29 protein-coding genes are annotated in these 24,091 nt (G+C 60.8%); 15 read left to right on the forward strand and 14 right to left on the reverse strand.

The window, feature by feature from the left end; genetic code table 11:
- Positions 1–10: 10 nt before the first annotated feature.
- From IB249_RS28940 to IB249_RS28950, 3 genes are read left to right on the forward strand one after another with little or no spacing between them, the layout of a single operon-like run.
- Positions 11–442: a hypothetical protein gene (locus IB249_RS28940; RefSeq protein ID WP_192309659.1), complete on the forward strand. Its 432-nt coding sequence runs from the start codon at positions 11–13 to the stop codon at positions 440–442.
- Between the two features lies 1 nt (position 443).
- Entirely contained in the window at positions 444–1,055 is a 612-nt protein-coding gene (locus tag IB249_RS28945) for a superoxide dismutase (protein ID WP_192309661.1), read from the forward strand.
- Between the two features lie 30 nt (positions 1,056–1,085).
- Positions 1,086–1,979 (forward strand): ZIP family metal transporter, encoded by an 894-nt coding sequence (locus tag IB249_RS28950; protein WP_192309663.1) that lies wholly within the window; start codon positions 1,086–1,088, stop codon positions 1,977–1,979.
- Between the two features lie 46 nt (positions 1,980–2,025).
- Here IB249_RS28950 and IB249_RS28955 read toward each other — a convergent pair whose 3' ends face one another.
- The 10 genes from IB249_RS28955 to IB249_RS29000 form a co-directional block, all read right to left on the reverse strand.
- Positions 2,026–2,298, reverse strand: a complete 273-nt coding sequence (locus IB249_RS28955; RefSeq protein WP_192309666.1) for an HPr family phosphocarrier protein — start codon at positions 2,296–2,298, stop codon at positions 2,026–2,028.
- Positions 2,299–2,313: 15 nt separating this feature from the next.
- Entirely contained in the window at positions 2,314–3,171 is an 858-nt protein-coding gene (gene rapZ, locus IB249_RS28960; RefSeq protein ID WP_192309668.1) for an RNase adapter RapZ, read from the reverse strand.
- A 2-nt stretch (positions 3,172–3,173) separates the two neighbouring features.
- Entirely contained in the window at positions 3,174–3,638 is a 465-nt protein-coding gene (ptsN, locus tag IB249_RS28965) for a PTS IIA-like nitrogen regulatory protein PtsN (protein ID WP_192309670.1), read from the reverse strand.
- A 12-nt stretch (positions 3,639–3,650) separates the two neighbouring features.
- Entirely contained in the window at positions 3,651–3,959 is a 309-nt protein-coding gene (gene hpf, locus IB249_RS28970) for a ribosome hibernation-promoting factor, HPF/YfiA family (RefSeq protein ID WP_047537716.1), read from the reverse strand.
- A 74-nt stretch (positions 3,960–4,033) separates the two neighbouring features.
- The gene (locus IB249_RS28975) at positions 4,034–5,527 is read right to left on the reverse strand and encodes an RNA polymerase factor sigma-54 (protein WP_192309672.1); all 1,494 of its coding nucleotides are present in this window, start codon (positions 5,525–5,527) and stop codon (positions 4,034–4,036) included.
- Positions 5,528–5,709: 182 nt separating this feature from the next.
- Positions 5,710–6,435: an LPS export ABC transporter ATP-binding protein gene (gene lptB / locus IB249_RS28980; protein ID WP_192309675.1), complete on the reverse strand. Its 726-nt coding sequence runs from the start codon at positions 6,433–6,435 to the stop codon at positions 5,710–5,712.
- Positions 6,435–6,983, reverse strand: a complete 549-nt coding sequence (lptA, locus tag IB249_RS28985; RefSeq protein ID WP_192309677.1) for a lipopolysaccharide transport periplasmic protein LptA — start codon at positions 6,981–6,983, stop codon at positions 6,435–6,437. The genes lptB and lptA overlap by 1 nt, the downstream gene beginning before the upstream one ends.
- Positions 6,970–7,542: an LPS export ABC transporter periplasmic protein LptC gene (gene lptC / locus IB249_RS28990; RefSeq protein WP_192309679.1), complete on the reverse strand. Its 573-nt coding sequence runs from the start codon at positions 7,540–7,542 to the stop codon at positions 6,970–6,972. Before lptC ends, lptA begins: the two co-directional genes overlap by 14 nt.
- A gap of 7 nt (positions 7,543–7,549) precedes the next feature.
- Positions 7,550–8,074, reverse strand: coding sequence for a KdsC family phosphatase (locus tag IB249_RS28995; RefSeq protein ID WP_192309682.1), 525 nt, complete (start codon positions 8,072–8,074; stop codon positions 7,550–7,552).
- Positions 8,074–9,048: a KpsF/GutQ family sugar-phosphate isomerase gene (locus IB249_RS29000; protein WP_192309684.1), complete on the reverse strand. Its 975-nt coding sequence runs from the start codon at positions 9,046–9,048 to the stop codon at positions 8,074–8,076. Before IB249_RS29000 ends, IB249_RS28995 begins: the two co-directional genes overlap by 1 nt.
- A gap of 275 nt (positions 9,049–9,323) precedes the next feature.
- Between IB249_RS29000 and IB249_RS29005 the strand changes: the two genes are divergently transcribed.
- The 10 genes from IB249_RS29005 (at position 9,324) to hisC (ending at position 17,273) form a co-directional block, all read left to right on the forward strand.
- On the forward strand, positions 9,324–10,133 hold the full coding sequence (locus tag IB249_RS29005; RefSeq protein WP_192309704.1) for an ATP-binding cassette domain-containing protein: 810 nt from the start codon (positions 9,324–9,326) through the stop codon (positions 10,131–10,133).
- Positions 10,133–10,930 carry a lipid asymmetry maintenance ABC transporter permease subunit MlaE gene (mlaE, locus tag IB249_RS29010; RefSeq protein WP_192309706.1) on the forward strand — a complete coding sequence of 266 codons (798 nt, stop codon included), beginning with the start codon at positions 10,133–10,135 and terminating at the stop codon, positions 10,928–10,930. Before IB249_RS29005 ends, mlaE begins: the two co-directional genes overlap by 1 nt.
- Positions 10,930–11,397 carry an outer membrane lipid asymmetry maintenance protein MlaD gene (mlaD, locus tag IB249_RS29015; protein WP_007901560.1) on the forward strand — a complete coding sequence of 156 codons (468 nt, stop codon included), beginning with the start codon at positions 10,930–10,932 and terminating at the stop codon, positions 11,395–11,397. The genes mlaE and mlaD overlap by 1 nt, the downstream gene beginning before the upstream one ends.
- Before the next feature lie 11 nt (positions 11,398–11,408).
- Positions 11,409–12,050, forward strand: a complete 642-nt coding sequence (locus IB249_RS29020; RefSeq protein WP_192309708.1) for a phospholipid-binding protein MlaC — start codon at positions 11,409–11,411, stop codon at positions 12,048–12,050.
- On the forward strand, positions 12,047–12,352 hold the full coding sequence (locus IB249_RS29025; protein WP_192309710.1) for a lipid asymmetry maintenance protein MlaB: 306 nt from the start codon (positions 12,047–12,049) through the stop codon (positions 12,350–12,352). The genes IB249_RS29020 and IB249_RS29025 overlap by 4 nt, the downstream gene beginning before the upstream one ends.
- A 113-nt stretch (positions 12,353–12,465) precedes the next feature.
- A complete protein-coding gene (locus tag IB249_RS29030; protein WP_192309712.1) occupies positions 12,466–12,705 on the forward strand; it encodes a BolA family protein in 240 nt (79 codons plus the stop codon).
- A 22-nt stretch (positions 12,706–12,727) separates the two neighbouring features.
- A complete protein-coding gene (murA, locus tag IB249_RS29035; protein WP_192309714.1) occupies positions 12,728–13,993 on the forward strand; it encodes a UDP-N-acetylglucosamine 1-carboxyvinyltransferase in 1,266 nt (421 codons plus the stop codon).
- A 128-nt stretch (positions 13,994–14,121) separates the two neighbouring features.
- On the forward strand, positions 14,122–14,757 hold the full coding sequence (gene hisG / locus IB249_RS29040) for an ATP phosphoribosyltransferase (protein ID WP_192309717.1): 636 nt from the start codon (positions 14,122–14,124) through the stop codon (positions 14,755–14,757).
- Positions 14,758–14,883: 126 nt separating this feature from the next.
- Complete coding sequence (gene hisD, locus IB249_RS29045) at positions 14,884–16,218, forward strand: histidinol dehydrogenase (RefSeq protein WP_192309719.1); 1,335 nt, start codon at positions 14,884–14,886, stop codon at positions 16,216–16,218.
- Positions 16,219–16,220: 2 nt separating this feature from the next.
- On the forward strand, positions 16,221–17,273 hold the full coding sequence (hisC, locus tag IB249_RS29050) for a histidinol-phosphate transaminase (protein WP_192309722.1): 1,053 nt from the start codon (positions 16,221–16,223) through the stop codon (positions 17,271–17,273).
- Positions 17,274–17,358: 85 nt separating this feature from the next.
- Here hisC and IB249_RS29055 read toward each other — a convergent pair whose 3' ends face one another.
- The 4 genes from IB249_RS29055 to algW all read right to left on the reverse strand — a co-directional run bounded on the left by IB249_RS29055 (position 17,359) and on the right by algW (position 22,077).
- Positions 17,359–17,775, reverse strand: coding sequence for a hypothetical protein (locus IB249_RS29055; protein WP_192309724.1), 417 nt, complete (start codon positions 17,773–17,775; stop codon positions 17,359–17,361).
- A 216-nt stretch (positions 17,776–17,991) separates the two neighbouring features.
- Positions 17,992–18,711, reverse strand: a complete 720-nt coding sequence (locus IB249_RS29060) for a DUF4198 domain-containing protein (RefSeq protein WP_192309726.1) — start codon at positions 18,709–18,711, stop codon at positions 17,992–17,994.
- A gap of 12 nt (positions 18,712–18,723) precedes the next feature.
- Positions 18,724–20,829, reverse strand: a complete 2,106-nt coding sequence (locus IB249_RS29065) for a TonB-dependent siderophore receptor (protein WP_192309728.1) — start codon at positions 20,827–20,829, stop codon at positions 18,724–18,726.
- Between the two features lie 87 nt (positions 20,830–20,916).
- Positions 20,917–22,077, reverse strand: a complete 1,161-nt coding sequence (gene algW, locus IB249_RS29070; RefSeq protein WP_192309730.1) for a Do family serine endopeptidase AlgW — start codon at positions 22,075–22,077, stop codon at positions 20,917–20,919.
- A gap of 102 nt (positions 22,078–22,179) precedes the next feature.
- Here algW and IB249_RS29075 point away from each other — a divergent pair, with 102 nt between their 5' ends.
- Positions 22,180–22,938 (forward strand): Nif3-like dinuclear metal center hexameric protein, encoded by a 759-nt coding sequence (locus IB249_RS29075; protein ID WP_192309733.1) that lies wholly within the window; start codon positions 22,180–22,182, stop codon positions 22,936–22,938.
- A gap of 235 nt (positions 22,939–23,173) precedes the next feature.
- Positions 23,174–24,091, forward strand: a complete 918-nt coding sequence (cysD, locus tag IB249_RS29080; RefSeq protein WP_192309734.1) for a sulfate adenylyltransferase subunit CysD — start codon at positions 23,174–23,176, stop codon at positions 24,089–24,091.

Below are 24,091 nucleotides of genomic sequence, written 5' to 3' on the forward strand. Positions count from 1 at the left end.
GAGGCTCACCATGGAACACTGGAAACGCACAATCGAACGGGCAAACCGCTGTTTCATGCTGGGCGAACTGGTGGATGCCCGCGAGGCCTACCTGCAGGCGCTCGCCTTGGCCCAGGTGTTGTTCGAGCGCTGGCGCGATGCCGATGAAGCGGTGGCGGCCTGCGTGATCTCCCACCACAACCTCGCGGACCTGCACTTGCGCTTGAATCAGCCGGAGGAGAGCGCCGAGTACCTGTGTGCCATCCACCAGCGCCTGCTCAAGACCCTCCAGGATCCTCGAGTGGCACCGGCGCTGCGGGAAGCCGCGTTGCGCCAGAGCAGCAAAACCTATGTCGAACTGCTGAACTTCATCAGCGAACACGGCGAATACCCGCGCACCCATCGTTTGCTGCACATCGATACGGCGTCGCCCCCTGCGCCTCACCATCACGGAGTTCATTGAAATGGCTTTTAGCTTGCCTGCCTTGCCGTACGCCTACGATGCCCTGGAACCGCACATCGATGCGCAGACCATGGAAATCCACTACACCAAGCACCACCAGACCTACATCAACAACCTCAACGCCGCCGTCGAGGGCACCGAGTTCGCCGAGTGGCCGGTGGAAAAACTGGTGGCGGCCGTCCAGCAGTTGCCGGAAAAGCTGCGGGCTGCGGTGATCAACCAGGGCGGTGGCCATGCCAACCATTCGCTGTTCTGGGCAGTCATGGTGCCCAACGGTGGCGGTCAGCCGGACGGCGCGCTGGCCCAGGCAATCGACGCGCAGTTGGGCGGTCTCGAACCTTTCAAGGAGGCGTTCACCAAGGCCGCCCTGACCCGCTTCGGCAGCGGCTGGGCCTGGTTGAGCGTGACCCCGCAAAAGACCCTGGTGGTTGAAAGCAGCGGCAACCAGGACAGTCCGTTGATGAACGGCAACACGCCGATCCTCGGCCTGGATGTCTGGGAGCACGCTTATTACCTGCAATATCAGAACCGCCGCCCGGAATACATCAACGCTTTCTACAATGTCATCAACTGGCCTGAAGTCGCTGCGCGCTATCAGGCTGCAATGGCCTGAGGCTTTTATCAAAAGGATCCAGGGCTGACTATGGGCACTGAAACACTGGCGATCGGAAGTGGGCGTATGTTTCGTTACGCGTTGGGATCGCTGTTGCTGCTGGCGGGCATGAGCTTGCTGGTCGCCCAGGGCCTGGCGTGGCTGGGCCTTGAGCCGAAATTGCTGCGTGCGTTGCAGGGCGGTGCGATCTGCGCCCTGGGGACGGCACTCGGGGCGGTTCCGGTGCTGGTGGTCCGGCGCATGCCCCAGGCGCTCAGCGATACACTGCTCGGCTTCGGTGCCGGAGTGATGCTCGCGGCGACGGCGTTTTCGCTGATCGTCCCCGGTATTGCGGCGGCAGAAAACCTCGGGCTGACGCCTTGGGCGGCCAGCGGTCTGATCTGTTTCGGCATCATGCTCGGCGCGTTCGGCTTGTTTCTGGTGGATCTCAAGCTGTCCGGGGCCTCTCCCGAGATGCTCGTCGGCACCCCGGAGCGACCGGTCATTCCGCCACGGATCTGGTTATTCGTGTTTGCCATCATTGCCCACAACATTCCCGAAGGTATGGCTGTGGGAGTGTCGGCGGGTGGCGGCATGCCCGACGCCGACAGCCTGGCCATGGGGATCGCGCTGCAGGATGTGCCGGAAGGTCTGGTGATCGCCCTGGTGTTGGCCGGAGCAGGAATGTCGCGGGGCAAGGCGTTCCTGATCGGTGCGGCGTCAGGGCTGGTCGAGCCGGTTTTTGCGCTGTTGTGCGCCTGGCTGGTCAGCCTGGCCGAATTGCTCTTGCCTTTGGGGCTGGCGCTGGCGGCCGGGGCCATGTTGCTGGTGGTCACCCATGAGGTCATCCCCGAGTCGCGCCGCCATGGTCACGACAAGCTGGCCAGTCTCGGGTTGCTGATCGGGTTTTGCCTGATGATGGTGATGGATACGGCGCTGGCGTGACACGGACGATGCAGCAGCCGGGTGCCCGGCTGCTACGGGACGGACTTCATTCGCCTTCGTCGAAGTAGTTGTTGATCAACGCCACCAGCGCGTCCAGCGCTTCCTGTTCCTGCTCGCCTTCCGTGCTCAGATGGATTTTGGTGCCTTTGCCGGCGGCGAGCATCATCATGGCCATGATGCTTTTGCCGTCGACCATCGAGGTCGGTGTGCGTCCGGCCCTGATCTGGCAAGGGAATTGACCGGCTACGCCGACGAATTTGGCGGAAGCACGGGCATGCAAGCCCAGCTTGTTGATGATTTCGATTTCCAGAGCAGGCATCGCGATGTGAATCCTTTAGCTGAGGTCGCGGTGGCGGACCTGGACGTTCTTCAGGGATTTTTGCAGGACCTGGCCCAGACGTTCGGTCAGGTAGACGGAGCGGTGATGCCCGCCCGTGCAGCCAATGGCAATGGTGACATAAGCGCGGTTGCTGGCGGCGAAGCGGGGCAGCCATTTGAGCAGGTACGTGGAAATGTCCTGGAACATCTCCTCGACGTCCGGCTGTGCCGCCAGGTATTCGGCCACCGGTTGATCAAGCCCGGACTGCTCGCGCAGTTCCGGCTTCCAGTAAGGGTTCGGCAGGCAACGTACGTCGAACACCAGGTCGGCATCCACCGGCATGCCGCGCTTGAATCCAAACGACTCCACCAGGAACGCCGTTCCGGGTTCCGGCTGGTTCAACAGGCGCAGCTTGATGGTATCGCGCAACTGATACAGGTTCAGATTGGTGGTGTTGACCTTGAGGTCGGCGAGGTCGGCAATCGGCCCCAGCAGGGCGGCCTCATCCTCGATCGCCTCGGCCAGGGAGCGGTTGGCGCTGCTCAGCGGGTGACGCCGACGAGTTTCCGAGAAGCGCTTGAGCAACGTCTCTTCATCGGCATCCAGATACAGGACATCGCACTGGATATGCCGGCTGCGGACTTCCTCGAGCAGTTCGGGGAAACGGCTGAGATGGCTTGGCAGGTTGCGTGCGTCAATGGAGACGGCGACCAGCGGTTGCGTCAGTTCAGTATGGATCAGCGCGCGTTCGGCCAGTTCCGGCAACAACCCCGCCGGGAGGTTGTCGATGCAGTAGTAACCGTTGTCCTCGAGCACGTCGAGCGCGGTACTTTTACCTGAGCCGGAACGGCCACTGACGATGATCAAGCGCATGATTAGTGCCCGTTCTGCTCGTCCAGGACAACCTGATACAAGGCTTCATTGCTCGAAGCGCTGCGCAGGCGATCACGGACTTCCTTGCGATCGAGCATGCTGGCGATCTGACGGAGCAATTCAAGGTGCGCATCGGTAGCGGCTTGCGGGACCAGCAGAACGAACAGCAGGTCGACCGGAGCGCCGTCGATGGCGTCAAAATCGATGGGTGCATCCAGGTGCATCAAGGCACTGACGGGAGAGATACAGCCTTTGAGCCGACAGTGGGGAATGGCGATGCCGTTGCCAAAACCGGTCGAACCGAGTTTTTCACGGGCTATCAGGGCCTCGAAAACATCTTGCATCTCCAGATCGGGGACTTCCCGGGCGATCAGGTTGGCAATTTGCTCGAGGGCTTTCTTTTTACTGCCTCCCGGCACGTTCACCAGGGAACGGCCGGGGGTCAGGATGCTTTCAAGTCGGATCATGGGTTGGGGGTGTTAACGACCGGTTGCGCCCTGGAGGAGGCTCTGGGTCTTTTCCTTATGCTTTTTGAGTTGTTTATCCAGCTTGTCGGTCAATGCGTCGATCGCTGCGTACATATCGGTATGTTCCGCGTTGGCGACGACTTCATTGCCGGGAATATGCAGCGTGGCTTCGATTTTCTGCTTCAGCTTCTCGACCGTCATCGTGACCTGCACGTTGGTGATCTTGTCGAAATGCCGCTCCAGTCGTTGGAGTTTTTCGCCGATGTAGGTGCGAAGAGGTTCGGTCACTTCCAGTTGGTGTCCACTGATATTGACTTGCATACAGCTTCTCCTTCGTTGCCAGTGCATAAAGCGGTAGATCCGATGATCTACCACTGGAACGCTGTGGCGTGGCCCTACATCAACCGCTTGCGTTCGCTCGAAGGCGCGATCCCGAGGGATTCGCGGTACTTGGCGACGGTGCGGCGAGCCACCTGAATGCCTTGTGCCTCCAGTAAACCAGCGATCTTGCTGTCACTCAACGGCTTTTTCTGATTTTCCGCGGCAACCAGTTTTTTGATGATTGCGCGAATCGCCGTGGACGAGCATTCGCCGCCTTCGGAGGTGCTGACATGGCTGGAGAAAAAGTATTTCAGCTCATATATGCCCCGGGGGGTATGCATGAATTTCTGCGTGGTCACCCGGGAAATCGTCGATTCGTGCATGCCCACCGCTTCGGCGATGTCATGCAGGACCAGCGGTTTCATGGCTTCGTCGCCGTATTCCAGAAAACCGCGCTGATGTTCGACGATCTGGGTGGCCACTTTCATCAGCGTTTCGTTGCGGCTTTGCAGGCTCTTGATGAACCAGCGAGCCTCCTGCAACTGATTGCGCATGAAGGTGTTGTCGGCGCTGGTGTCGGCGCGGCGCACGAAACCGGCGTATTGGGCGTTGACCCGCAGCCGTGGCACCGACTCCTGATTCAGTTCCACCAGCCAGCGCTCGTTGTCCTTGCGCACGATCACGTCGGGAACGACGTATTCGGCTTCACTGGACTCGATCTGCGAGCCCGGGCGCGGATTGAGGCTCTGGACCAGTTCGATCACCTGGCGCAGCTCGTCTTCCTTGAGTTTCATGCGGCGCATCAGCTGGCTGTAGTCGCGACTGCCGAGCAGGTCGATGTAGTCGCTGACCAGGCGCTTGGCTTCGGCCAGCCAAGGGGTCTTGGCGGGCAACTGACGCAATTGCAGCAGCAGGCATTCGCCGAGATTGCGGGCGGCGATGCCGGCCGGTTCGAATTGCTGGATGCGGTGCAGGACGGCTTCGATTTCGTCCAGTTCGATGTCCAGTTCCGGATCGAAGGCTTCGAGGATTTCTTCGAGGGTTTCGTCCAGGTAACCCTGGTTGTTGATGCAATCGATCAGGGTGACGGCAATCAGACGGTCGGTGTCGGACATCGGCGCCAGGTTCAGTTGCCACAGCAGGTGGCTTTGCAGGCTTTCACCGGCCGAGGTGCGGGTGGTGAAATCCCACTCGTCGTCATCGTTGCTCGGCAGGCTGCTGGCGCTGGTCTGGTAAACGTCTTCCCAAGCGGTGTCGACGGGCAGTTCATTGGGGATGCGCTCGTTCCAGTCGCCTTCCTCGAGGTTGTCGACCGTCGGTGTGCTTTCCTGGTAGGAGGGTTCCTGGATTTCGGTGTTGGGCTTGTGTTCGACGTTGTCGGCCATGGGGTCGGAGTTATCGAAGTCGTCGCCTTCCTCCTGGCGTTCGAGCATCGGATTGGACTCCAGGGCCTCCTGGATTTCCTGTTGCAGGTCCAGGGTCGACAATTGGAGCAGGCGGATGGCCTGTTGCAGCTGCGGTGTCATCGTCAGCTGCTGGCCCATTCTCAAGACTAGCGATGGTTTCATGGCAGGGGCTTAACACCTTATTCCGGCGCGCATGCGCCATCCACTACAGGGCGCCGGAGCGCCAAACATAAGCAAATTATATGCCCGAAATAACATCGTTTGCCTAGAGCGCTGTAACAATAAAAAAATCTTGATTTTTCATCGCTACGAGCGCTCGGCCGCCCAGCCCGTGGCCTCAGTGCTTACAGGCGGAACTCATGGCCCAGGTAAACTTCCTTGACCAGGTCGTTGGCCAGGATGGTGGCAGAGTCGCCCTCGGCGATCAGCTGACCATCGTTGACGATATAGGCGGTTTCGCAGATATCCAGGGTCTCGCGGACGTTGTGGTCAGTGATCAGCACGCCAATGCCCTTGGCCTTGAGGTGGTGAATGATCTGCTTGATGTCGCCCACGGAAATCGGGTCCACACCGGCGAAGGGTTCGTCGAGGAGGATGAATTTCGGGCTGGTGGCCAGTGCGCGGGCGATTTCCACACGACGGCGCTCACCACCGGACAGGCTCATGCCGAGGTTGTCGCGGATATGGCTGATGTGGAATTCCTGCAGCAGGCTTTCCAGTTCCTTGCGACGGCCGGCCTTGTCGAGTTCCTTGCGCGTCTCGAGGATCGCCATGATGTTGTCGGCAACGGAGAGCTTGCGGAAGATCGACGCTTCCTGCGGCAGGTAGCCGATACCGGCCTTCGCACGGCCGTGCATCGGCTGGTGGCTGACGTCCAGGTCGTCGATCAGGACGCGGCCCTGATCGGCCTGGACCAGACCGACGATCATGTAGAAGCAGGTGGTCTTGCCGGCGCCGTTGGGGCCGAGCAGGCCGACGATCTGACCGCTGTCGATGGACAGGCTGACGTCGCGCACGACCTGGCGGCTCTTGTAGCTCTTGGCCAGATGCTGAGCTTTCAGAGTTGCCATTACTGGGCCTTTTGCTCGTCGGTTTTCTTTTTCGGCTGGATCACCATGTCGATCCGCGGGCGCGACTCGGTCACGTTGGTGCCTGTGGCGCGGCCGGCGCTGGCGAGCTTCTTGTTGGTGTCATAGACGATTTTCTCGCCCTGGGTCACGTTGCCGTCCTTGTCGACGACCTTGGCCCGATCGATCAGTACCACGCGGTCTTGCGTGGCGTGGTACTGGATGGTGACGCCCCAGCCTTGCACCGGCTTGGTGTCGCCCGCCGTTTGCAGTTGCTCGAAGTAGGCGAGGTTGCCGACCGAAGTCACCACGTCGATGTCACCGTTCGGGGCGCGGGTCATGGTCACCTTGTTGCCGGTGACCTTCATCGAGCCCTGGGTGATGATGACGTCGCCGGTGTAGGTGGCAACGCCATTCTTGTCGTCCAGCTGGGCGTCGTCGGCCTGAATGCGGATAGGCTGCTGCTGATCGGTCGGCAGAGCCCAGGCGCTCACGCTTCCCAGTGCTGCGCCCAGACCGAGCAAAATAGGGAGAGTTTTAACGAGCCTCATACTGTCCTCTTACGTTCGATAGCAGGTGTATCCTGCTGTCCTTCAAATACGCTTTCATGCCTACGCCAGTCGATACGCCACCGGCGCCGTCGATTCTAACGGGTTGCTGGGTCTGCGCATATTGCTGCTGCGGGAACACCGTCATGCGGGTTGAGGTGATGAGGGTGTCGCGTTTCTTTTCGTCGGTGCGCTTGACGCGCACGTTGTCGATCAGTTCGACCTCGGTACCGCCAGGGTTCACCTCACCGCGGTCGCTGGTGACATGCCACGGAAAGTCGGTGCCGCGGTACATGTTCAGGTCCGGCTTGGTGACCAGCGTGATGTCGGTGGCTTTGACGTGCTCGGCTTTGTCGGACGTCATTTCGTACTGCACGCGTCCGTCTTCGAGGTATTGCAGGGTGTGAGTATTGGTCGCGTACCAGTCGATGGGGCTGTCCTGGGTCTTGGCCGCCGGCTTGTCGAGGAAGCGTTCCGGGCTGATGTTCCAGTAGCCGACCGCAGCGAAGATCGCTGCGATGCAACCGAACACCAGGACGTTGCGAAATTTCTTGCTCAGCATAGTTGGCTCACAGGTACGCGGCGTTGGCCGCATCGAGGCGGCCCTGGGCACGCAGGATCAGTTCGCAGAATTCGCGGGCGGCACCCTCGCCACCACGGGCCTGGGTAACGCCGTGAGCGTGTTCACGGACAAAACTGGCGGCGTTGGCCACCGCAATCCCCAGGCCTACCCGGCGAATCACCGGCAGGTCGGGCAGGTCGTCGCCGAGGTAGGCGACGTTTTCATGGCTCAGGCCGAGCTGGGCCAGCAATCCGTCCAGCACCACCAGCTTGTCTTCACGACCCTGATAAACATGGGGAATGCCCAGGTTCATCGCCCGACGTTCGACCGCCGGGGACTTGCGGCCGCTGATAATGGCTGTCTGCACGCCCGCGGCCATGAGCATCTTGATGCCCTGGCCGTCGAGTGTGTTGAAGGCCTTGAACTCGCTGCCGTCTTCAAGAAAGTACAGGTGTCCGTCGGTCAACACGCCGTCGACGTCGAAGACGGCCAGTTTGATCTGTTTGCCGCGTTGCAGCAGGTCAGCACTCATTACATTACTCCTGCACGCAACAAGTCGTGCATGTTCAGGGCACCGACCGGACGATCGTCGCCGTCGACCACGACCAGTGCACTGATTTTATGGTCTTCCATGATTTTCAGGGCCTCGGCGGCGAGCATTTCGGCGCGGCCGGTCTTGCCGTGGGCGGTCATGACCTGATCGATCGTGGCGCTGTGGATGTCGATGCTGCGGTCCAGGGTGCGGCGCAGGTCGCCGTCCGTGAAGATCCCGGCCAGCTTGCCGTCGGCTTCCAGGATGACGGTCATTCCCAGGCCCTTGCGCGTCATTTCCATCAATGCGTCCTTGAGCAGGGTGCCGCGCTGGACTTGCGGCAGCTCCTGTCCGGCGTGCATGACGTTTTCCACTTTCAGCAGCAGGCGTCGGCCCAATGCGCCGCCCGGGTGGGAAAACGCGAAGTCTTCGGCGGTGAAGCCACGGGCCTCGAGCAGTGCAACCGCCAGGGCGTCGCCCATGATCAGGGCGGCGGTGGTCGAGGACGTCGGCGCCAGGTTGAGCGGGCAGGCTTCGTGCTCGACGTGGACGTTGAGGTTGACCTCGGCCGCCTTGGCCAGCGGTGACTCGGGATTGCCGGTCATGCTGATCAGCTGGATGCCCAGGCGCTTGATCAGCGGCAGCAGGGTGACGATTTCATTGGTGGAGCCGGAGTTCGACAAGGCCAGGATGATGTCGTCACGGGTGATCATGCCCATGTCGCCGTGGCTGGCTTCGGCCGGGTGGACAAAAAACGCCGTGGTGCCGGTGCTGGCCAGGGTGGCGGCAATCTTGTTGCCGATGTGCCCGGACTTGCCCATGCCGACCACGACCACTCGGCCTTTGCTGGCCAGAATCATCTCGCAAGCGCGTACGAAATCTGCGTCGATACGGGGCAGCAAGCCTTGTACGGCTTCCAGTTCGAGGCGGATGGTGCGTTGTGCCGATTGGATCAGCTCGCTTGATTGGCTCATGTCAGAAATCGTTTGACCTGATGAAAAGGCGGCGATTATAGCGGTAATGATCGAAACCCTCACGCAAGTTCGTCACGCTTTGTCATTCCTTGTTACTGAATGCGGGTAATTGACGTCATTTTTTCATCATCTGGTGGGGCAGGGGCGGCTTGACGCTTGGGCGCTCAGCCTTTGCAGTGATATAGTTCGCCGCCAGTTCGGCCCGCCCGGGGAGGTATGTGCTTTCGTCAGAAAGACAGGCGTCCGAGTGAGAGGCTGCATCGCAAGGAGTTTAGATGAGTGCCGATAACGCCTACGCGGTCGAGCTGAAGGGAGTGACCTTCAAGCGCGGTGCGCGCAGCATTTTCAATAACGTCGATATCCGTATTCCGCGCGGCAAGGTCACCGGCATCATGGGACCTTCCGGGTGTGGCAAGACCACGCTGTTGCGTTTGATGGGCGCTCAATTGCGTCCGGCCAAGGGCGAAGTCTGGGTCAACGGTCAGAACCTGCCGAAGTTGTCGCGCAGCGATCTGTTCGATGCACGCAAGCACATGGGTGTGCTGTTCCAGAGTGGCGCGCTGTTCACCGATCTCGATGTGTTCGAGAACGTCGCCTTTCCGCTACGGGTTCATACCGAGCTTCCGGAAGAAATGATCCGGGACATCGTGCTGCTCAAATTGCAGGCCGTCGGGCTGCGTGGCGCCATCGACCTGATGCCCGAGGAGTTGTCCGGCGGCATGAAACGCCGCGTCGCGCTGGCCCGGGCGATTGCCCTGGACCCGCAGATCCTCATGTATGACGAACCCTTCGTTGGCCAGGACCCCATTGCCATGGGCGTGCTGGTGCGCCTGATCCGTCTGCTCAACGACGCCCTGGGCATCACCAGCATCGTGGTTTCCCACGACCTGGCCGAGACGGCGAGCATTGCCGACTACATCTATGTCGTCGGCGACGGCCAGGTCCTGGGGCAGGGCACGCCGCAGGAGCTGATGAACTCGCAGGAGCCACGGATTCGCCAATTCATGACCGGCGAACCCGATGGCCCGGTCGCATACCACTTTCCAGCGACGGATTACCGCGCAGATCTTCTGGGGAAGCGTTGATGCGCAAGACTTCACTGCTGGAACGCGTACGCCGCTTCGGCCACGCCGGCATCGATGTGCTGGCCGCGTTCGGTCGTTCGACCATCTTTCTGTTTCATGCCCTGTTGGGGCGCGGCGGCATCGGCGGCGGTTTCGGCCTGCTGATCCGGCAACTGCATTCGGTGGGCGTGATGTCCCTGGTGATCATCGTGGTCTCCGGGGTATTCATCGGCATGGTACTGGCACTGCAGGGGTTCAATATCCTGTCCAGCTACGGTTCGGAGCAGGCGGTCGGGCAAATGGTTGCCCTGACCTTGCTGCGCGAACTGGGCCCCGTGGTCACCGCCTTGCTGTTCGCCGGCCGCGCCGGTTCGGCCCTGACGGCGGAAATCGGCAACATGAAATCCACCGAACAGTTGTCCAGTCTGGAAATGATTGGTGTCGACCCGCTCAAGTACATCATTGCCCCGCGCCTGTGGGCCGGCTTTATTTCCCTGCCGGTGCTGGCGATGATTTTCAGCGTCGTGGGTATCTGGGGCGGTTCGTGGGTGGCTGTCGACTGGCTGGGTGTGTATGAGGGTTCCTACTGGTCCAACATGCAAAACAGCGTGACCTTCACCGACGATGTGCTCAACGGCATCATCAAAAGTGTCGTCTTCGCCTTTGTCGTGACCTGGATCGCCGTATTCCAAGGCTATGACTGTGAGCCCACTTCAGAGGGGATCAGTCGTGCCACTACCAAGACCGTGGTGTACGCCTCGTTGGCTGTACTCGGCCTGGACTTTATTTTGACCGCCTTGATGTTTGGAGATTTCTGATGCAAAACCGCACCCTGGAAATCGGTGTCGGCCTTTTTCTGCTGGCTGGCATCCTGGCTTTGCTGCTGCTGGCGTTGCGGGTCAGTGGCCTGTCCCCGAGCGCCACCACCGAAACATATAAACTTTATGCCTATTTCGACAATATCGCCGGTTTGACGGTCAGAGCTAAAGTGACCATGGCCGGTGTGACCATCGGCAAGGTCACGGCAATCGATCTGGACCGCGACAGTTTCACCGGTCGGGTGACGATGCAGCTGGAAAAACGGGTGGATAACCTGCCGACTGACTCCACTGCATCTATTCTGACGGCTGGCCTGCTGGGTGAGAAATACATCGGCATCAGCGTGGGTGGCGAAGAAACCCTGCTCAAGGAGGGTGGGACCATTCACGATACCCAGTCATCGCTGGTGCTCGAGGACCTGATCGGTAAATTCCTGCTCAATACCGTTAGCAAAGACGCCAAATGAGGAGCTTTTGAATGATTTCTACCTTACGACGCGGCCTGTTGGTATTACTCGCGGCCATGCCGCTGATGGCTCACGCCGTGGCGGCGCCTTCCGCGCACGACCTGGTCGAGGACACCACGAACCGGTTGCTCCAGGACCTGTCGGCCAACAAGGAGAAATACAAGCAGGACCCGAACGACTTTTATACGGCGTTGAACACCATCGTCGGCCCCGTGGTGGATGCCGAAGGCATTTCCAAGAGCATCATGACGGTCAAGTACTCGCGCAAGGCCACGCCTGCGCAGATGAAGACCTTCGAGGAAAACTTCAAGCGAGGCCTGTTCCAGTTCTATGGCAATGCCCTGCTCGAGTACAACAACCAGGGGATCGTCGTCGATCCGCCCAAGGATGAGTCCGGCGACCGTACCAGCGTCGGCATGACCGTCAAGGGCACCAACGGCGCGATCTATCCGGTGTCCTACACCCTGGAGAAGATCAACGGCGAGTGGAAGCTGCGTAACGTGATCATCAACGGCATCAACATTGGCAAGCTGTTCCGCGATCAGTTCGCCGATGCGATGCAGCGCAATGGCAACGACCTGGACAAGACCATCAATGGCTGGGCCGGTGAAGTCGCCAAGGCCAAGGAAGCCAGCGAGAAGTCGTCCCAATGAGTGTGTCGGCCATTCGCATGACCGAATCCGGCGAGCTGATGCTCAGCGGCATGCTGGACTACATGACCGGCCCGGGCCTGCGCAAGCAGGGCCAGGCGCTGATCAAGGCGAGCAAGGCCAGCGCGTTGGTGGTGGATTGCTCGGCGGTGTTGAAGTCCAGCAGCGTCGGCTTGTCGCTATTACTGTGTTTCATGCGTGATGCCCAGCAAGCCGGCAAGTCGCTGAGCATCCGTGCAATGCCCGAAGACATGCGTGAAATCGCTCAGGTCAGCGAGCTGACCGAGCTGTTGGCGCATCCCTAACAGCATCAGCAGGGAAGCCCCCCGTCAGAGTCCTGCTTCGCGGGGTTCGCAGGCGCGGGGCTTTTTTGTATGATGTCCGACCCGCGCGCACAGGGCGCCGATTGAGGTTGAGCATGCAGGCCGTAGAAGTTAAGAGCTTCCTTGAAGCAAAGCTGCCGAACACGAAAGTGGAAGTTGAAGGCGAAGGCTGCAATTTCCAGCTGAACGTGATCAGCGATGAACTGGCGGCATTGAGCCCGGTGAAGCGTCAGCAGCAGGTCTATGCCCATTTGAACCCATGGATCACCGATGGCAGCATCCATGCGGTCACTATGAAATTTTTCAGCAGCACGGCCTGGGCCGAGCGCACCTGAGCCCAAGGGCGTCGAGATTCTTATGGATAAACTGATTATTACCGGTGGCACTCGTCTTGATGGCGAGATCCGCATCTCCGGGGCAAAGAACTCTGCCCTGCCGATCCTGGCGGCCACTTTGCTGTGCGACGGCCCGGTCACGGTTGCCAACCTGCCACACCTGCACGACATCACCACCATGATCGAGCTGTTCGGCCGCATGGGCATCGAACCGGTGATCGACGAGAAGCTGGCAGTCGAAATCGACCCGCGCACCATCAAGACCCTGATCGCTCCGTACGAACTGGTTAAAACCATGCGTGCGTCGATCCTGGTACTGGGGCCGATGGTCGCCCGTTTCGGCGAAGCCGAAGTCGCGTTGCCTGGCGGTTGCGCCATCGGTTCGCGTCCGGTCGACCTGCACATCCGTGGCCTGGAAGCGATGGGCGCGGTGATTGACGTCGAAGGCGGCTACATCAAGGCCAAGGCCCCTGAAGGCGGCCTGCGCGGTGCGCACTTCTTCTTCGATACCGTCAGCGTGACCGGTACCGAGAACATCATGATGGCCGCTGCCCTGGCCAAGGGCCGCAGCGTGCTGGCCAACGCCGCACGCGAGCCGGAAGTGGTCGACCTGGCTAACTTCCTGAACGCCATGGGCGCCAAGGTTTCCGGTGCTGGCACCGACACCATCACCATCGATGGCGTCGAGCGCCTGCACACCACCACTTACAAGGTGATGCCTGACCGTATCGAAACCGGCACCTACCTGGTGGCCGCTGCCGTGACCGGCGGTCGCGTGAAGGTCAAGGACACCGATCCGACCATCCTCGAAGCCGTCCTGGAAAAACTTCGCGAAGCCGGCGCTGAGATCACCACCGGTGAAGACTGGATCGAGCTGAACATGCACGGCAAGCGGCCCAAGGCCGTGAACGTGCGGACCGCTCCGTACCCGGCGTTTCCGACCGACATGCAGGCGCAGTTCATTTCGCTCAACGCCATTGCCGAAGGCACCGGCGCTGTGATCGAGACGATCTTCGAAAACCGCTTCATGCATGTGTATGAACTGCACCGCATGGGCGCCAAGATCCAGGTCGAAGGCAACACTGCCATCGTCACCGGCACCGAAAAGCTCAAGGGCGCGCCAGTGATGGCCACCGACCTGCGTGCTTCGGCGAGCCTGGTGATCTCGGCGCTGATCGCCGAAGGCGACACCCTGATCGACCGTATCTACCACATCGACCGTGGTTACGAGTGCATCGAGGAAAAACTGCAGATGCTGGGCGCCAGGATCCGTCGCGTTCCGGGCTAGTTTCTGCGTCATGGGCACAAGGACGTGCCCGTCGAATTGTTCCAAGTCGAGGGTGGTTGCACCCTCGATCTGTGTCCGGCGCCATTTGCGATCGGGCATGAGTACCTTGATAAGGACTGACGTTTCCCATGTTGACCATCGCACTGTCCAAGGGCCGCATCCTTGACGACACCCTGCCGCTTCTCGCCGAAGCGGGCATCGTGCCGACCGAGAATCCGGACAAGAGCCGCAAGCTGATCATTCCCACGACCCAGGACGACGTACGCCTGCTGATCGTGCGCGCCACCGATGTGCCGACCTACGTCGAGCATGGTGCCGCTGATCTGGGCGTCGCCGGTAAAGATGTGTTGATGGAATACGGTGGCCAGGGCCTGTACGAACCGCTGGACCTGCAGATTGCCCGGTGCAAGCTGATGACGGCCGGCAAGGTCGGCGCGGTCGAGCCCAAGGGCCGCCTGCGTATCGCCACCAAGTTCGTCAACGTTGCCAAGCGTTACTACGCCGAACAGGGCCGTCAGGTCGACATCATCAAGCTGTACGGCTCGATGGAGCTGGCGCCGCTGATCGGTCTGGCCGACAAGATCATCGACGTGGTCGACACCGGCAACACGCTGCGTGCCAACGGCCTGGAGCCACAGGATTTCATTGCGGACATCAGCTCCCGGCTGATCGTCAACAAGGCTTCGATGAAAATGCAGCACGCCCGTATCCAGGCGTTGATCGACACCCTGCGCAAGGCAGTGGAGTCTCGACACCGCGGCTGATTCACCTGCGCGACGTTGAGTCGCGCCCGTCTATCCGCCTCATAGCCAGAATTCTCGGGTGCCCAAGCGGAAACGACTGCTAAGTTAGGGCGCCTGAGTTTTTGCCAATCCTATGAGGCTCTCGCTATGACCGCACTGACTGCAATTCGCCGACTCAACGCTGCTGACCCGGATTTCGCGCATCATCTGGATCATCTGCTGAGCTGGGAAAGTGTGTCTGACGACTCGGTCAATCAGCGTGTACTGGACATCATCAAGGCGGTGCGCGAGCGTGGCGATGCGGCGCTGGTGGAGTTCACCCGGCAGTTCGACGGCCTGGACGTCAAGTCCATGGCCGACCTGATCCTGCCGCGCGAACGCCTGGAACTGGCCCTGACCCGGATCACCGTGCCACAGCGCGAAGCGCTGGAAAAAGCCGCGGCCCGGGTGCGCAGCTATCACGAGAAGCAAAAGCAGGATTCCTGGACCTACACCGAAGCCGACGGCACCGTCCTCGGTCAGAAGGTCACGCCGCTGGACCGCGCCGGCCTGTACGTGCCGGGCGGCAAGGCGTCGTACCCGTCGTCGGTGTTGATGAACGCGATTCCGGCGAAGGTTGCCGGCGTGACCGAAGTGGTCATGGTGGTGCCGACCCCGCGCGGTGAAATCAATGAACTGGTGCTGGCTGCGGCCTGCATTGCCGGCGTCGACCGCGTGTTCACCATCGGTGGTGCGCAGGCGGTGGCCGCGTTGGCTTATGGTACGGAAAGCGTGCCGCAGGTGGACAAGGTGGTGGGGCCGGGCAACATCTATGTCGCGACCGCCAAGCGTCACGTGTTCGGCCAGGTCGGCATCGACATGATTGCCGGCCCGTCGGAAATCCTCGTGGTGTGCGACGGCAAGACCGATCCGGACTGGATCGCCATGGACCTGTTCTCCCAGGCCGAGCACGACGAAGACGCCCAGGCGATCCTGGTCAGCCCGGATGCCGAATTCCTCGACCAGGTCGCCGAAAGCATCGCCAGGCTGCTGCCGACCATGGATCGCGCCGCCATCATCGAAACCTCGATCAATGGCCGTGGCGCCCTGATCCAGGTGCGTGACATGGCGCAGGCGATCGAGGTCGCCAACCGCATCGCGCCGGAGCACCTGGAGTTGTCGGTGGCCGATCCGCAGGCCTGGTTGCCGCAGATCCGCCACGCGGGTGCGATCTTCATGGGGCGCCACACCTCCGAGGCACTGGGCGATTACTGCGCAGGCCCGAATCACGTATTGCCAACGTCCGGCACCGCGCGGTTCTCGTCGCCGCTGGGTGTGTACGACTTCCAGAAACGCTCGTCGATCATCTTCTGCTCCGAAGCCGGCGCCTCCGAACTGGGCAAGACTGCCTCGGTACTGGCCCGTGGCGAATCGTTGAGCGCCCACGCGCGCAGTGCCGAATACCGCATCGCCGATAAAGACTTTCAAGGGCAGGGAAACTGAACATGAGTAAATTCTGGAGCCCGTTCGTCAAGAACCTGGTGCCCTACGTACCGGGCGAGCAACCGAAACTGGCGAAACTGGTGAAGCTCAACACCAACGAAAATCCGTACGGCCCATCGCCCAAGGCGTTGGCCGCCATGCAGGCCGAGCTCAACGACAACCTGCGCCTGTACCCGGACCCGAACAGCGACCTGCTGAAGAACGCCGTCGCCCGCTATTACGGGGTGAAGAGCGATCAGGTGTTCCTCGGCAATGGTTCCGACGAAGTCCTGGCGCACGTTTTCCACGGCTTGTTGCAGCACGATAAACCGCTGCTGTTCCCGGACATCAGCTACAGCTTCTATCCGGTCTACGCCGGGTTGTACGGCATCACGTTCGAGGCGGTGCCGCTGGACGCGCAGTTCCAGATCGATCCGGCGGACTACGCGAAGCCGAACGGCGGGATCATTTTCCCCAACCCGAACGCCCCGACCGGTTGCCTGCTGGCCCTGGACGCGGTCGAGCAGATCCTCAAGGCCAGCCCGGATTCGGTGGTCGTGGTGGACGAGGCCTACATCGACTTCGGGGGTGAAACCGCGATCAGTCTGGTGGACCGCTATCCGAACCTGCTGGTCACCCAGACCCTGTCCAAATCCCGTTCGCTGGCCGGCCTGCGGGTTGGCCTGGCGGTGGGGCATCCGGACCTGATCGAGGCGCTGGAGCGGATCAAGAACAGCTTCAACTCCTACCCGCTGGACCGCCTGGCGAACGTCGGGGCGGCGGCGGCCTTCGAAGATCGTGAGTACTTCGACAAGACCTGCCGCCTGGTGATCGAAAGCCGCGAATGGGTCACCGCACAACTGCAGGCCAAGGGTTTTGAAGTGCTGCCGTCGGCCGCCAACTTCATCTTCGCCCGTCATCCGCAGCACGATGCGGCAGGCCTGGCGGCGAAGTTGCGCGAGCAAGGGGTCATCGTCCGGCACTTCAAGCAGGAGCGCATTGCGCAATTCCTGCGAATTTCGATCGGTACGCCGGAGCAGAATCAGGCCTTGATCGAGGGGCTTGGGCAACTCTGACGGGTGGGTTAACGCGGTTCCCGGTTTTTCGTGGGAACTGCGTCATGCCGTGAGAATCGCCATGCGTCTTGCGCCCGGCTCTACTTTAACGCTTGTCTGCTTTGAAGTTGATGATGGCGCTGTCATCGTCTCCAAATGTCATGACGATGTTGGCCTCGACTGTTCGATAAGCGTTCTTGAAGGCCCCGGTGATGGCACCCGTCCTTGGTTCATGACGGGTGTTGTCATAAACCAGAACCCAGCTGTAACGGTGCGGTGTTTTACCTTTCTCGTAAAACTCCTGAAAGTTCATCGGCGGATTGTCGGTAAAACTTGCAATGAATACATCGTTCTCCGTTCCGCCCCTCGAGCTGCCCTCTGCCTGTAAAAAGGTGGCGTAAACCAGGCTCTGGTTGAAATAGACGATCTTCGACTTGAGCGTCTGCCCCTTCCAATTGATGGTGGCCTCTCCTATCTCGAATTCCCTGACGGATTTAACGTCAAACTCCTGTTGAGTTCCCATGAGCCTTCCTCACGCAGTTTGAAAGTTATCTGCCGGGAAAGCATAGGGTTGTGAATAGTTATCAGTCACTGTCAGAAATGACAGGGGGTTTAGACCTTATTGAAATAAAGACAGGTGTGGGAGCGAGCCTGCTGGCGATAGCTATTTTCAACTCATTATCCGTGCCGGAATTGAGCTCCTGGCTCGAGCAGGCTCGCTCCCACTTTAGAGGGCGATCTATTCGTGATGCGCTTCGCCCAGGAAGGTCAGCGAGCTGAACAACCCGCGGCTGCTGATATCTGCACTGTCCTTCACCGGCACTTGCACCTGCGCTGCAATCACATTCAGCCCCTCATTGCGCACCAGAACCTGCGCCCGCCCGTCCTTGTCGGTTTCGGTGCTCAGGGTATTCGGTGCATTGCGATAGTCGCCGATCAACTTCACGCCTGCCGCCGGCTTTCCATCCAGCAGGACCCGGACCGGCAGTGAGTTGCCCGGTCCGACGGTCAGTGGATCGACCTCCGGCAGAATCAGCAATTTGATCGAGTCGAGTTTGGGCAGCTTCGCCCCCGGCTGATAAATCGCCAGGCTGTACTTGAAGGTCTGGGTCGACTCGATGGCTCCCGGCACTTTGCTGCGCCCCTCGTTGATCCACTTTTTGTCTGCGGTCTGCGACCACATGCCGTTGTTCAAGGCCACGGCGATGATGGCAGGTGGTTGCAGCGCTTGCAGGCGGGCGTGATCGGCCAGGCGTTGCACGGTCACCGGAATCATTCTGCCGTTGACGTCATACGCCCAGGCACCGCTGATTTTCTGCGCCTTGAATGCGTTGTCTTCGGCGCCGTGGCCGTAGATCACTTCGAGGTGGCCGCGACGTTGTTCGGTCCACAGGCCATGGGCCGAAACCTGGGTGGCGAACAGCAGGCCGAGCAAGGCCAGGGATTTGACAGGGAGCATGGAGACGTCCTTTTACAGGGTGAGGGTCAGGCTGACGGTGAAGTTGCGTGGCTCGCCGGGGTTGACCCAGTAGTTGCTGTACGAGCGCTCGAAATACTTTTCGTCGAAAACGTTGTTCAGGTTCAGGCCCAGGGTGACGTGGTCGCTGGCCTGGTAATGGGCCAACAGGTCGACGGTGTGATAGGCGGGCAGTTCGAAGTCGCTGCCGGCCTCGCCCGAGCGATCTGCGACATACGTGAACGCCGCGCCGACGTCGGAGCCGCGCAAGCGGCCGTCCTGAAATTCATAAACCCCCAGCAGGCTGCCGCTGCGCTTGGCCACCCCGAGGATGCGACTGCCGGTGGGAATCACGGCGTCGCCCTGGGTCACTTCGGCATCGATGTAGGCGAAGGCGCCGATGATGCGCACGGCGTCGCTCACTTGCCCGCTGACTTGCAGATCGAAACCCTGGCTGCGGGCCTTGCCCATGGCGCGGCTGGTATCGGTGCCGGGATCGAGGGCGAGGACGTTTTCCTTGTCGATATGAAAGAAGGCGAGGGTGCTGCTCAAACGGTCGTCGAACAGCTGGTTCTTGATCCCGACCTCGTAGCCGACGCCTTCTTCCGGGTCGAAGGACCGGCCCTTGGCGTCCAGGCCATTGTTCGGTTTGAACGAGGTGGAGGCATTGGCGAACACGCCGGTTTGCGGAGTCAGTTGATAGAGCAGACCGGCGCGTTGGGTCAGGGCATCGTGGGTCTGGCGGCTGGCAGCGCCCCGGGTGTGGTCGTCGATGCGTTGCTCGAAATGTTCGAAACGCGCGCCGATCATTCCGCGCAGTTTGTCGGTGAAGACGATCTGGTCCTGCACGTTCAGCGCATGGCTTTCGACGTGTTCGAAGAAATCAGTCCCCGAACGCGCGCCATTGGGTTTTGCCTGGCCGTATACCGGTTGGTAGATGTCGATGGCGTAGGGGCCGCCGGCGAGGGTGGTGACACGCTCGTCCTTGCGATAGTTCTCGTACTCGCTGCCGACCAGCAGTTCGTGCTGCCAGCTGCCGATGTCGAACAGGCCGCGCAGTTCGAGTTGGGTGATGCTGTCGTGCCATTGGTTGTCACGCTCGCGATAACGCCGGTTGACCGTGTGGCCATCGGCGTTGAGTGCACGTTGTTCGGAGGCGAAGCCCCAGAGTTTGCCTTCCTTGTAATGGCTGGCCAGGCGCAGTTTCCAGCGGTCGTTCAGATGATGTTCGAGCGCGGCCTGGAGCTTGTTGTTGTGGTTGTCGATATCGCCGTCGTCAGGCTCGCCGAGAAAGGTCGAGCGCGAGACGCCGCTCCAGCGGTTGTCGGGCGCGACGACGCCGCGGTCGAAGGTCGAGCGGTGGCGGACGAATTCGCTTTCCACCAACAGGGTCGTGTCGGGGTTCAGTTGCCAGCTGAAGGAGGGGGCGACGAACACCCGATTGCGGGTGACGTGATCGCGAAAGCTGTGGCCGTCCTCGACGGCGAAGTTGACCCGCGCCAGCACATCGCCCTGCTGGTCCAACGGCGTGTTGACGTCCAGTGCGGTGCGGTAGCGATCCCAGCTGCCAGCGCTGGTTTGCAGGGTGGTGAAGGCTTCGCGCTGTGGCTTCTTGGTGACGATGTTCACCGTGCCGCCCGGATCGCCCCGGCCATAGAGGCTGGCCGCCGGGCCCTTGAGCACTTCGATGCGTTCGATGCCGGCCACGTCCGGCGTGCTCGGGTAGCCGCGATTGGCACTGAAGCCGTCCTGGTAGAACTCCGAAGTGGTGAAGCCGCGCACGCTGTATTCGTAGAGCGTCAGCCCGCCAAAATCGTTCTGTTTCGATACGCCTCCCGCGAAGTCCAGTGCGCGCTCGACGCGGGTGCTGCCCAGATCCTTGAGTACGCTGGCCGGCACCACGCTGATGGCCTGGGGGATATCGGCAATGGCGGTGTCGGTTTTGGTGGCGCTGGCCGACCGCGTGGCGCGATACCCCTTGACGGGCCCGGTGGGGGATTCGTAGTCGGAGGTGACGCTGATGGCCTCCAGTTCCAGGCTCAGCGGTTCTGCGCCAAGCAGCGGATCAGTCAGCAATCCAAGGGTCAGGCCGAGCAGCGAGGCCTTTTTTCGAGACGACATGTTATGTTGTTCCAATTGTTAGAATTGAAACAATATAACATGTCTAATGAGAATGTCTTCCAATGGCCCGAAAGGTTCGGGTCCGGCTTAGTTCTCTTCTTTTTCCTTCACCGGCGCCGGCGGCGGACGCAGGCCGATTTCCGCCGTGAGCTTGAGTTCCTTGCCGTTGCGCATCACCTGGATGGTGACCTTGTCGGTCGGTTTGATCCGCGCCACCTGGTTCATCGAGCGACGGCCATCACCGGCCGGTTCGCCATCGATGGTCAGGATCACGTCACCCAGTTGCAGGCCCGCTTTCTGCGCCGGGCCGTCACGGAAAATCCCCGCGACCACGATGCCTGGACGCCCAGAGAGGCCAAACGATTCCGCCAGTTCCTGGGTCAGCGGCTGCACTTCAATCCCGAGCCAGCCGCGAATCACCTGGCCGTGCTCGATGATCGACTTCATCACTTCCATCGCCAGTTTCACCGGGATCGCGAAACCGATGCCTTGCGAACCGCCGGACTTGGAGAAGATGGCCGTGTTGATGCCGGTCAGGTTGCCATTGGCATCCACCAGTGCGCCGCCGGAGTTGCCCGGGTTGATCGCAGCGTCGGTCTGGATGAAGTCTTCATAGTTGTTCAGGCCCAACTGGTTGCGGCCGGTGGCGCTGATGATGCCCATGGTCACGGTCTGGCCCACGCCGAACGGGTTGCCGATGGCCAGCGCCACGTCGCCGATGCGGATGTTGTCGGAACGGCCGACAGTGATCGAGGGAAGGTTCTTCAAATCGATCTTCAGCACCGCCAGGTCGGTTTCCGGGTCACTGCCGATCACGCGGGCCAGGGTTTCCCGGCCATCCTTGAGCGCGACGACAATCTGGTCGGCGCCGCTGGTCACGTGGTTGTTGGTCAGCAGGTAACCTTCCGGGCTCATGATCACACCGGAGCCGAGGCTCGATTCCATGCGCTTCTGCTTGGGCGAGTTGTCGCCAAAGAAGCGCCGGAACTGCGGGTCTTCGAACAGCGGGTGGTTCGGCCGGCTGACCACCTTGGTGGTGTACAGGTTCACCACCGATGGCGCAGCGATGGTCACGGCGTCCGCATAGGACACCGGGCCCTGCTGCGTAGTGGTGGTTTGCGGGGCTTGCTGCAGGTTGACGTCGAGGCTCGGGAGCCCGACCCACTCCGGGTAACGCTGGATAATCAACAGAGCGATAAGCACGCCGGCCAACAGCGGCCAGCCGGAAAAACGCAGCGCCTTGAGCATGAAGCACGTCCTGAGAGGTTGCAGGCGGTATGAGACCGCTCATAATGTCGCGCATTATACGAGGCCGCGCGCGCCTCTGAACGGGATATTTAGGAGTCTTTTATGGCCGTCGCCCTGAGCACACTCGTCGAAGAAGCCGACCGTTACTTGAACAGTGCCAGGATCGCCGATTATTGCCCCAACGGATTGCAAGTCGAAGGTCGTCCGCAGGTCATGCGCATTGTCAGTGGCGTCACCGCCAGCCAGGCATTGCTGGACGCTGCCGTCGACGCGCAGGCCGACCTGGTGCTGGTGCATCACGGCTATTTCTGGAAGGGCGAAAACCCGTGCATCACTGGCATGAAGCAACGCCGGTTGAAAACCCTGCTCAAGCACGACATCAGCCTGCTGTCCTATCACCTGCCGCTGGACCTGCACCCCGAGGTCGGCAACAACGTGCAACTGGCGCGTCAGTTGGACATCACCGTCGAAGGCCCGCTCGACCCGGACAACCTGAAAGTGGTGGGCCTGGTCGGCTCGCTGAATGAGCCGGCGACCCCACGGGATTTCGCCCGCCGGGTGCAGGAGGTCATGGGCCGCGAACCATTGCTGATCGAAGGCAGCGAAATGATCCGCAGGGTCGGCTGGTGCACGGGCGGCGGCCAGGGTTACATCGACCAGGCGGTCCTGGCCGGCGTCGACCTGTACCTCAGCGGCGAGGCTTCCGAGCAGACCTTTCACAGCGCCCGGGAAAACGGCATCAGCTTCATCGCCGCCGGTCACCACGCCACCGAACGCTACGGCGTTCAGGCGTTGGGCGATTATCTGGCGCGACGCTTTGCCGTTGAACACATCTTCATCGATTGCCCGAATCCGATCTGAGCCAGCCTTGTTTCCCCTGTGGGAGCGAGACCTGCTTGCCGGCGATGGCGTGCGCACACTCACACCGGATTTGCGAGCAGGCCCGCTCCCACAGGGCGCTGTGCGCCCAAACAGGCAGGCATATTCATATACCCTTTCGATCTATCCGGCGTCCTGATTAGAAGAGGTCGCTGTGCTAGGATTCCTCGCTCGAACACGGCCCGCTGGCCGTTCATAAAAGTTTTCGTGAGTAGCCATGGTCGACAAACTGACGCATCTGAAACAGCTGGAGGCGGAAAGCATCCACATCATCCGCGAGGTGGCCGCCGAGTTCGACAACCCGGTGATGCTGTACTCCATCGGTAAAGACTCCGCCGTGATGCTGCACCTGGCACGCAAGGCATTTTTCCCCGGCAAGCTGCCGTTTCCGGTGATGCACGTCGACACTCGCTGGAAATTCCAGGAGATGTACGCCTTCCGCGACAAGATGGTTGCAGACCTGGGCCTGGACCTCATCACCCACGTCAACCCGGACGGTGTGGCGCAAGGCATCAACCCGTTCACCCACGGCAGTGCCAAGCACACCGACATCATGAAGACCGAAGGCCTGAAGCAGGCCCTGGACAAGCATGGTTTCGACGCCGCCTTCGGTGGTGCCCGCCGCGACGAAGAGAAATCCCGCGCCAAGGAGCGCGTGTACTCGTTCCGCGACAGCAAGCACCGTTGGGACCCGAAGAACCAGCGTCCCGAGCTGTGGAACGTCTACAACGGCAAGGTCAACAAGGGGGAGTCGATCCGTGTCTTCCCGCTGTCGAACTGGACCGAACTGGACATCTGGCAGTACATCTACCTCGAAGGCATCCCGATCGTGCCGCTGTATTTCGCCGCCGAGCGTGAAGTGATCGAGAAGAACGGCACCCTGATCATGATCGACGACGAGCGCATCCTCGAGCACCTGAGCGATGAAGACAAGGCACGCATCGTCAAAAAGAAAGTGCGTTTCCGTACCCTTGGTTGCTACCCGTTGACGGGCGCGGTGGAGTCCGAGGCCGAAAGCCTCACGGACATCATTCAGGAAATGCTCCTGACGCGAACTTCCGAGCGCCAGGGCCGTGTCATCGACCACGATGGCGCAGGCTCGATGGAAGACAAGAAACGTCAAGGTTATTTCTAA

Origin of the sequence: Pseudomonas sp. PDM04 (assembly GCF_014851765.1) — a bacterium.
In the GTDB taxonomy this organism is placed as follows: Bacteria; Pseudomonadota; Gammaproteobacteria; order Pseudomonadales; family Pseudomonadaceae; genus Aquipseudomonas.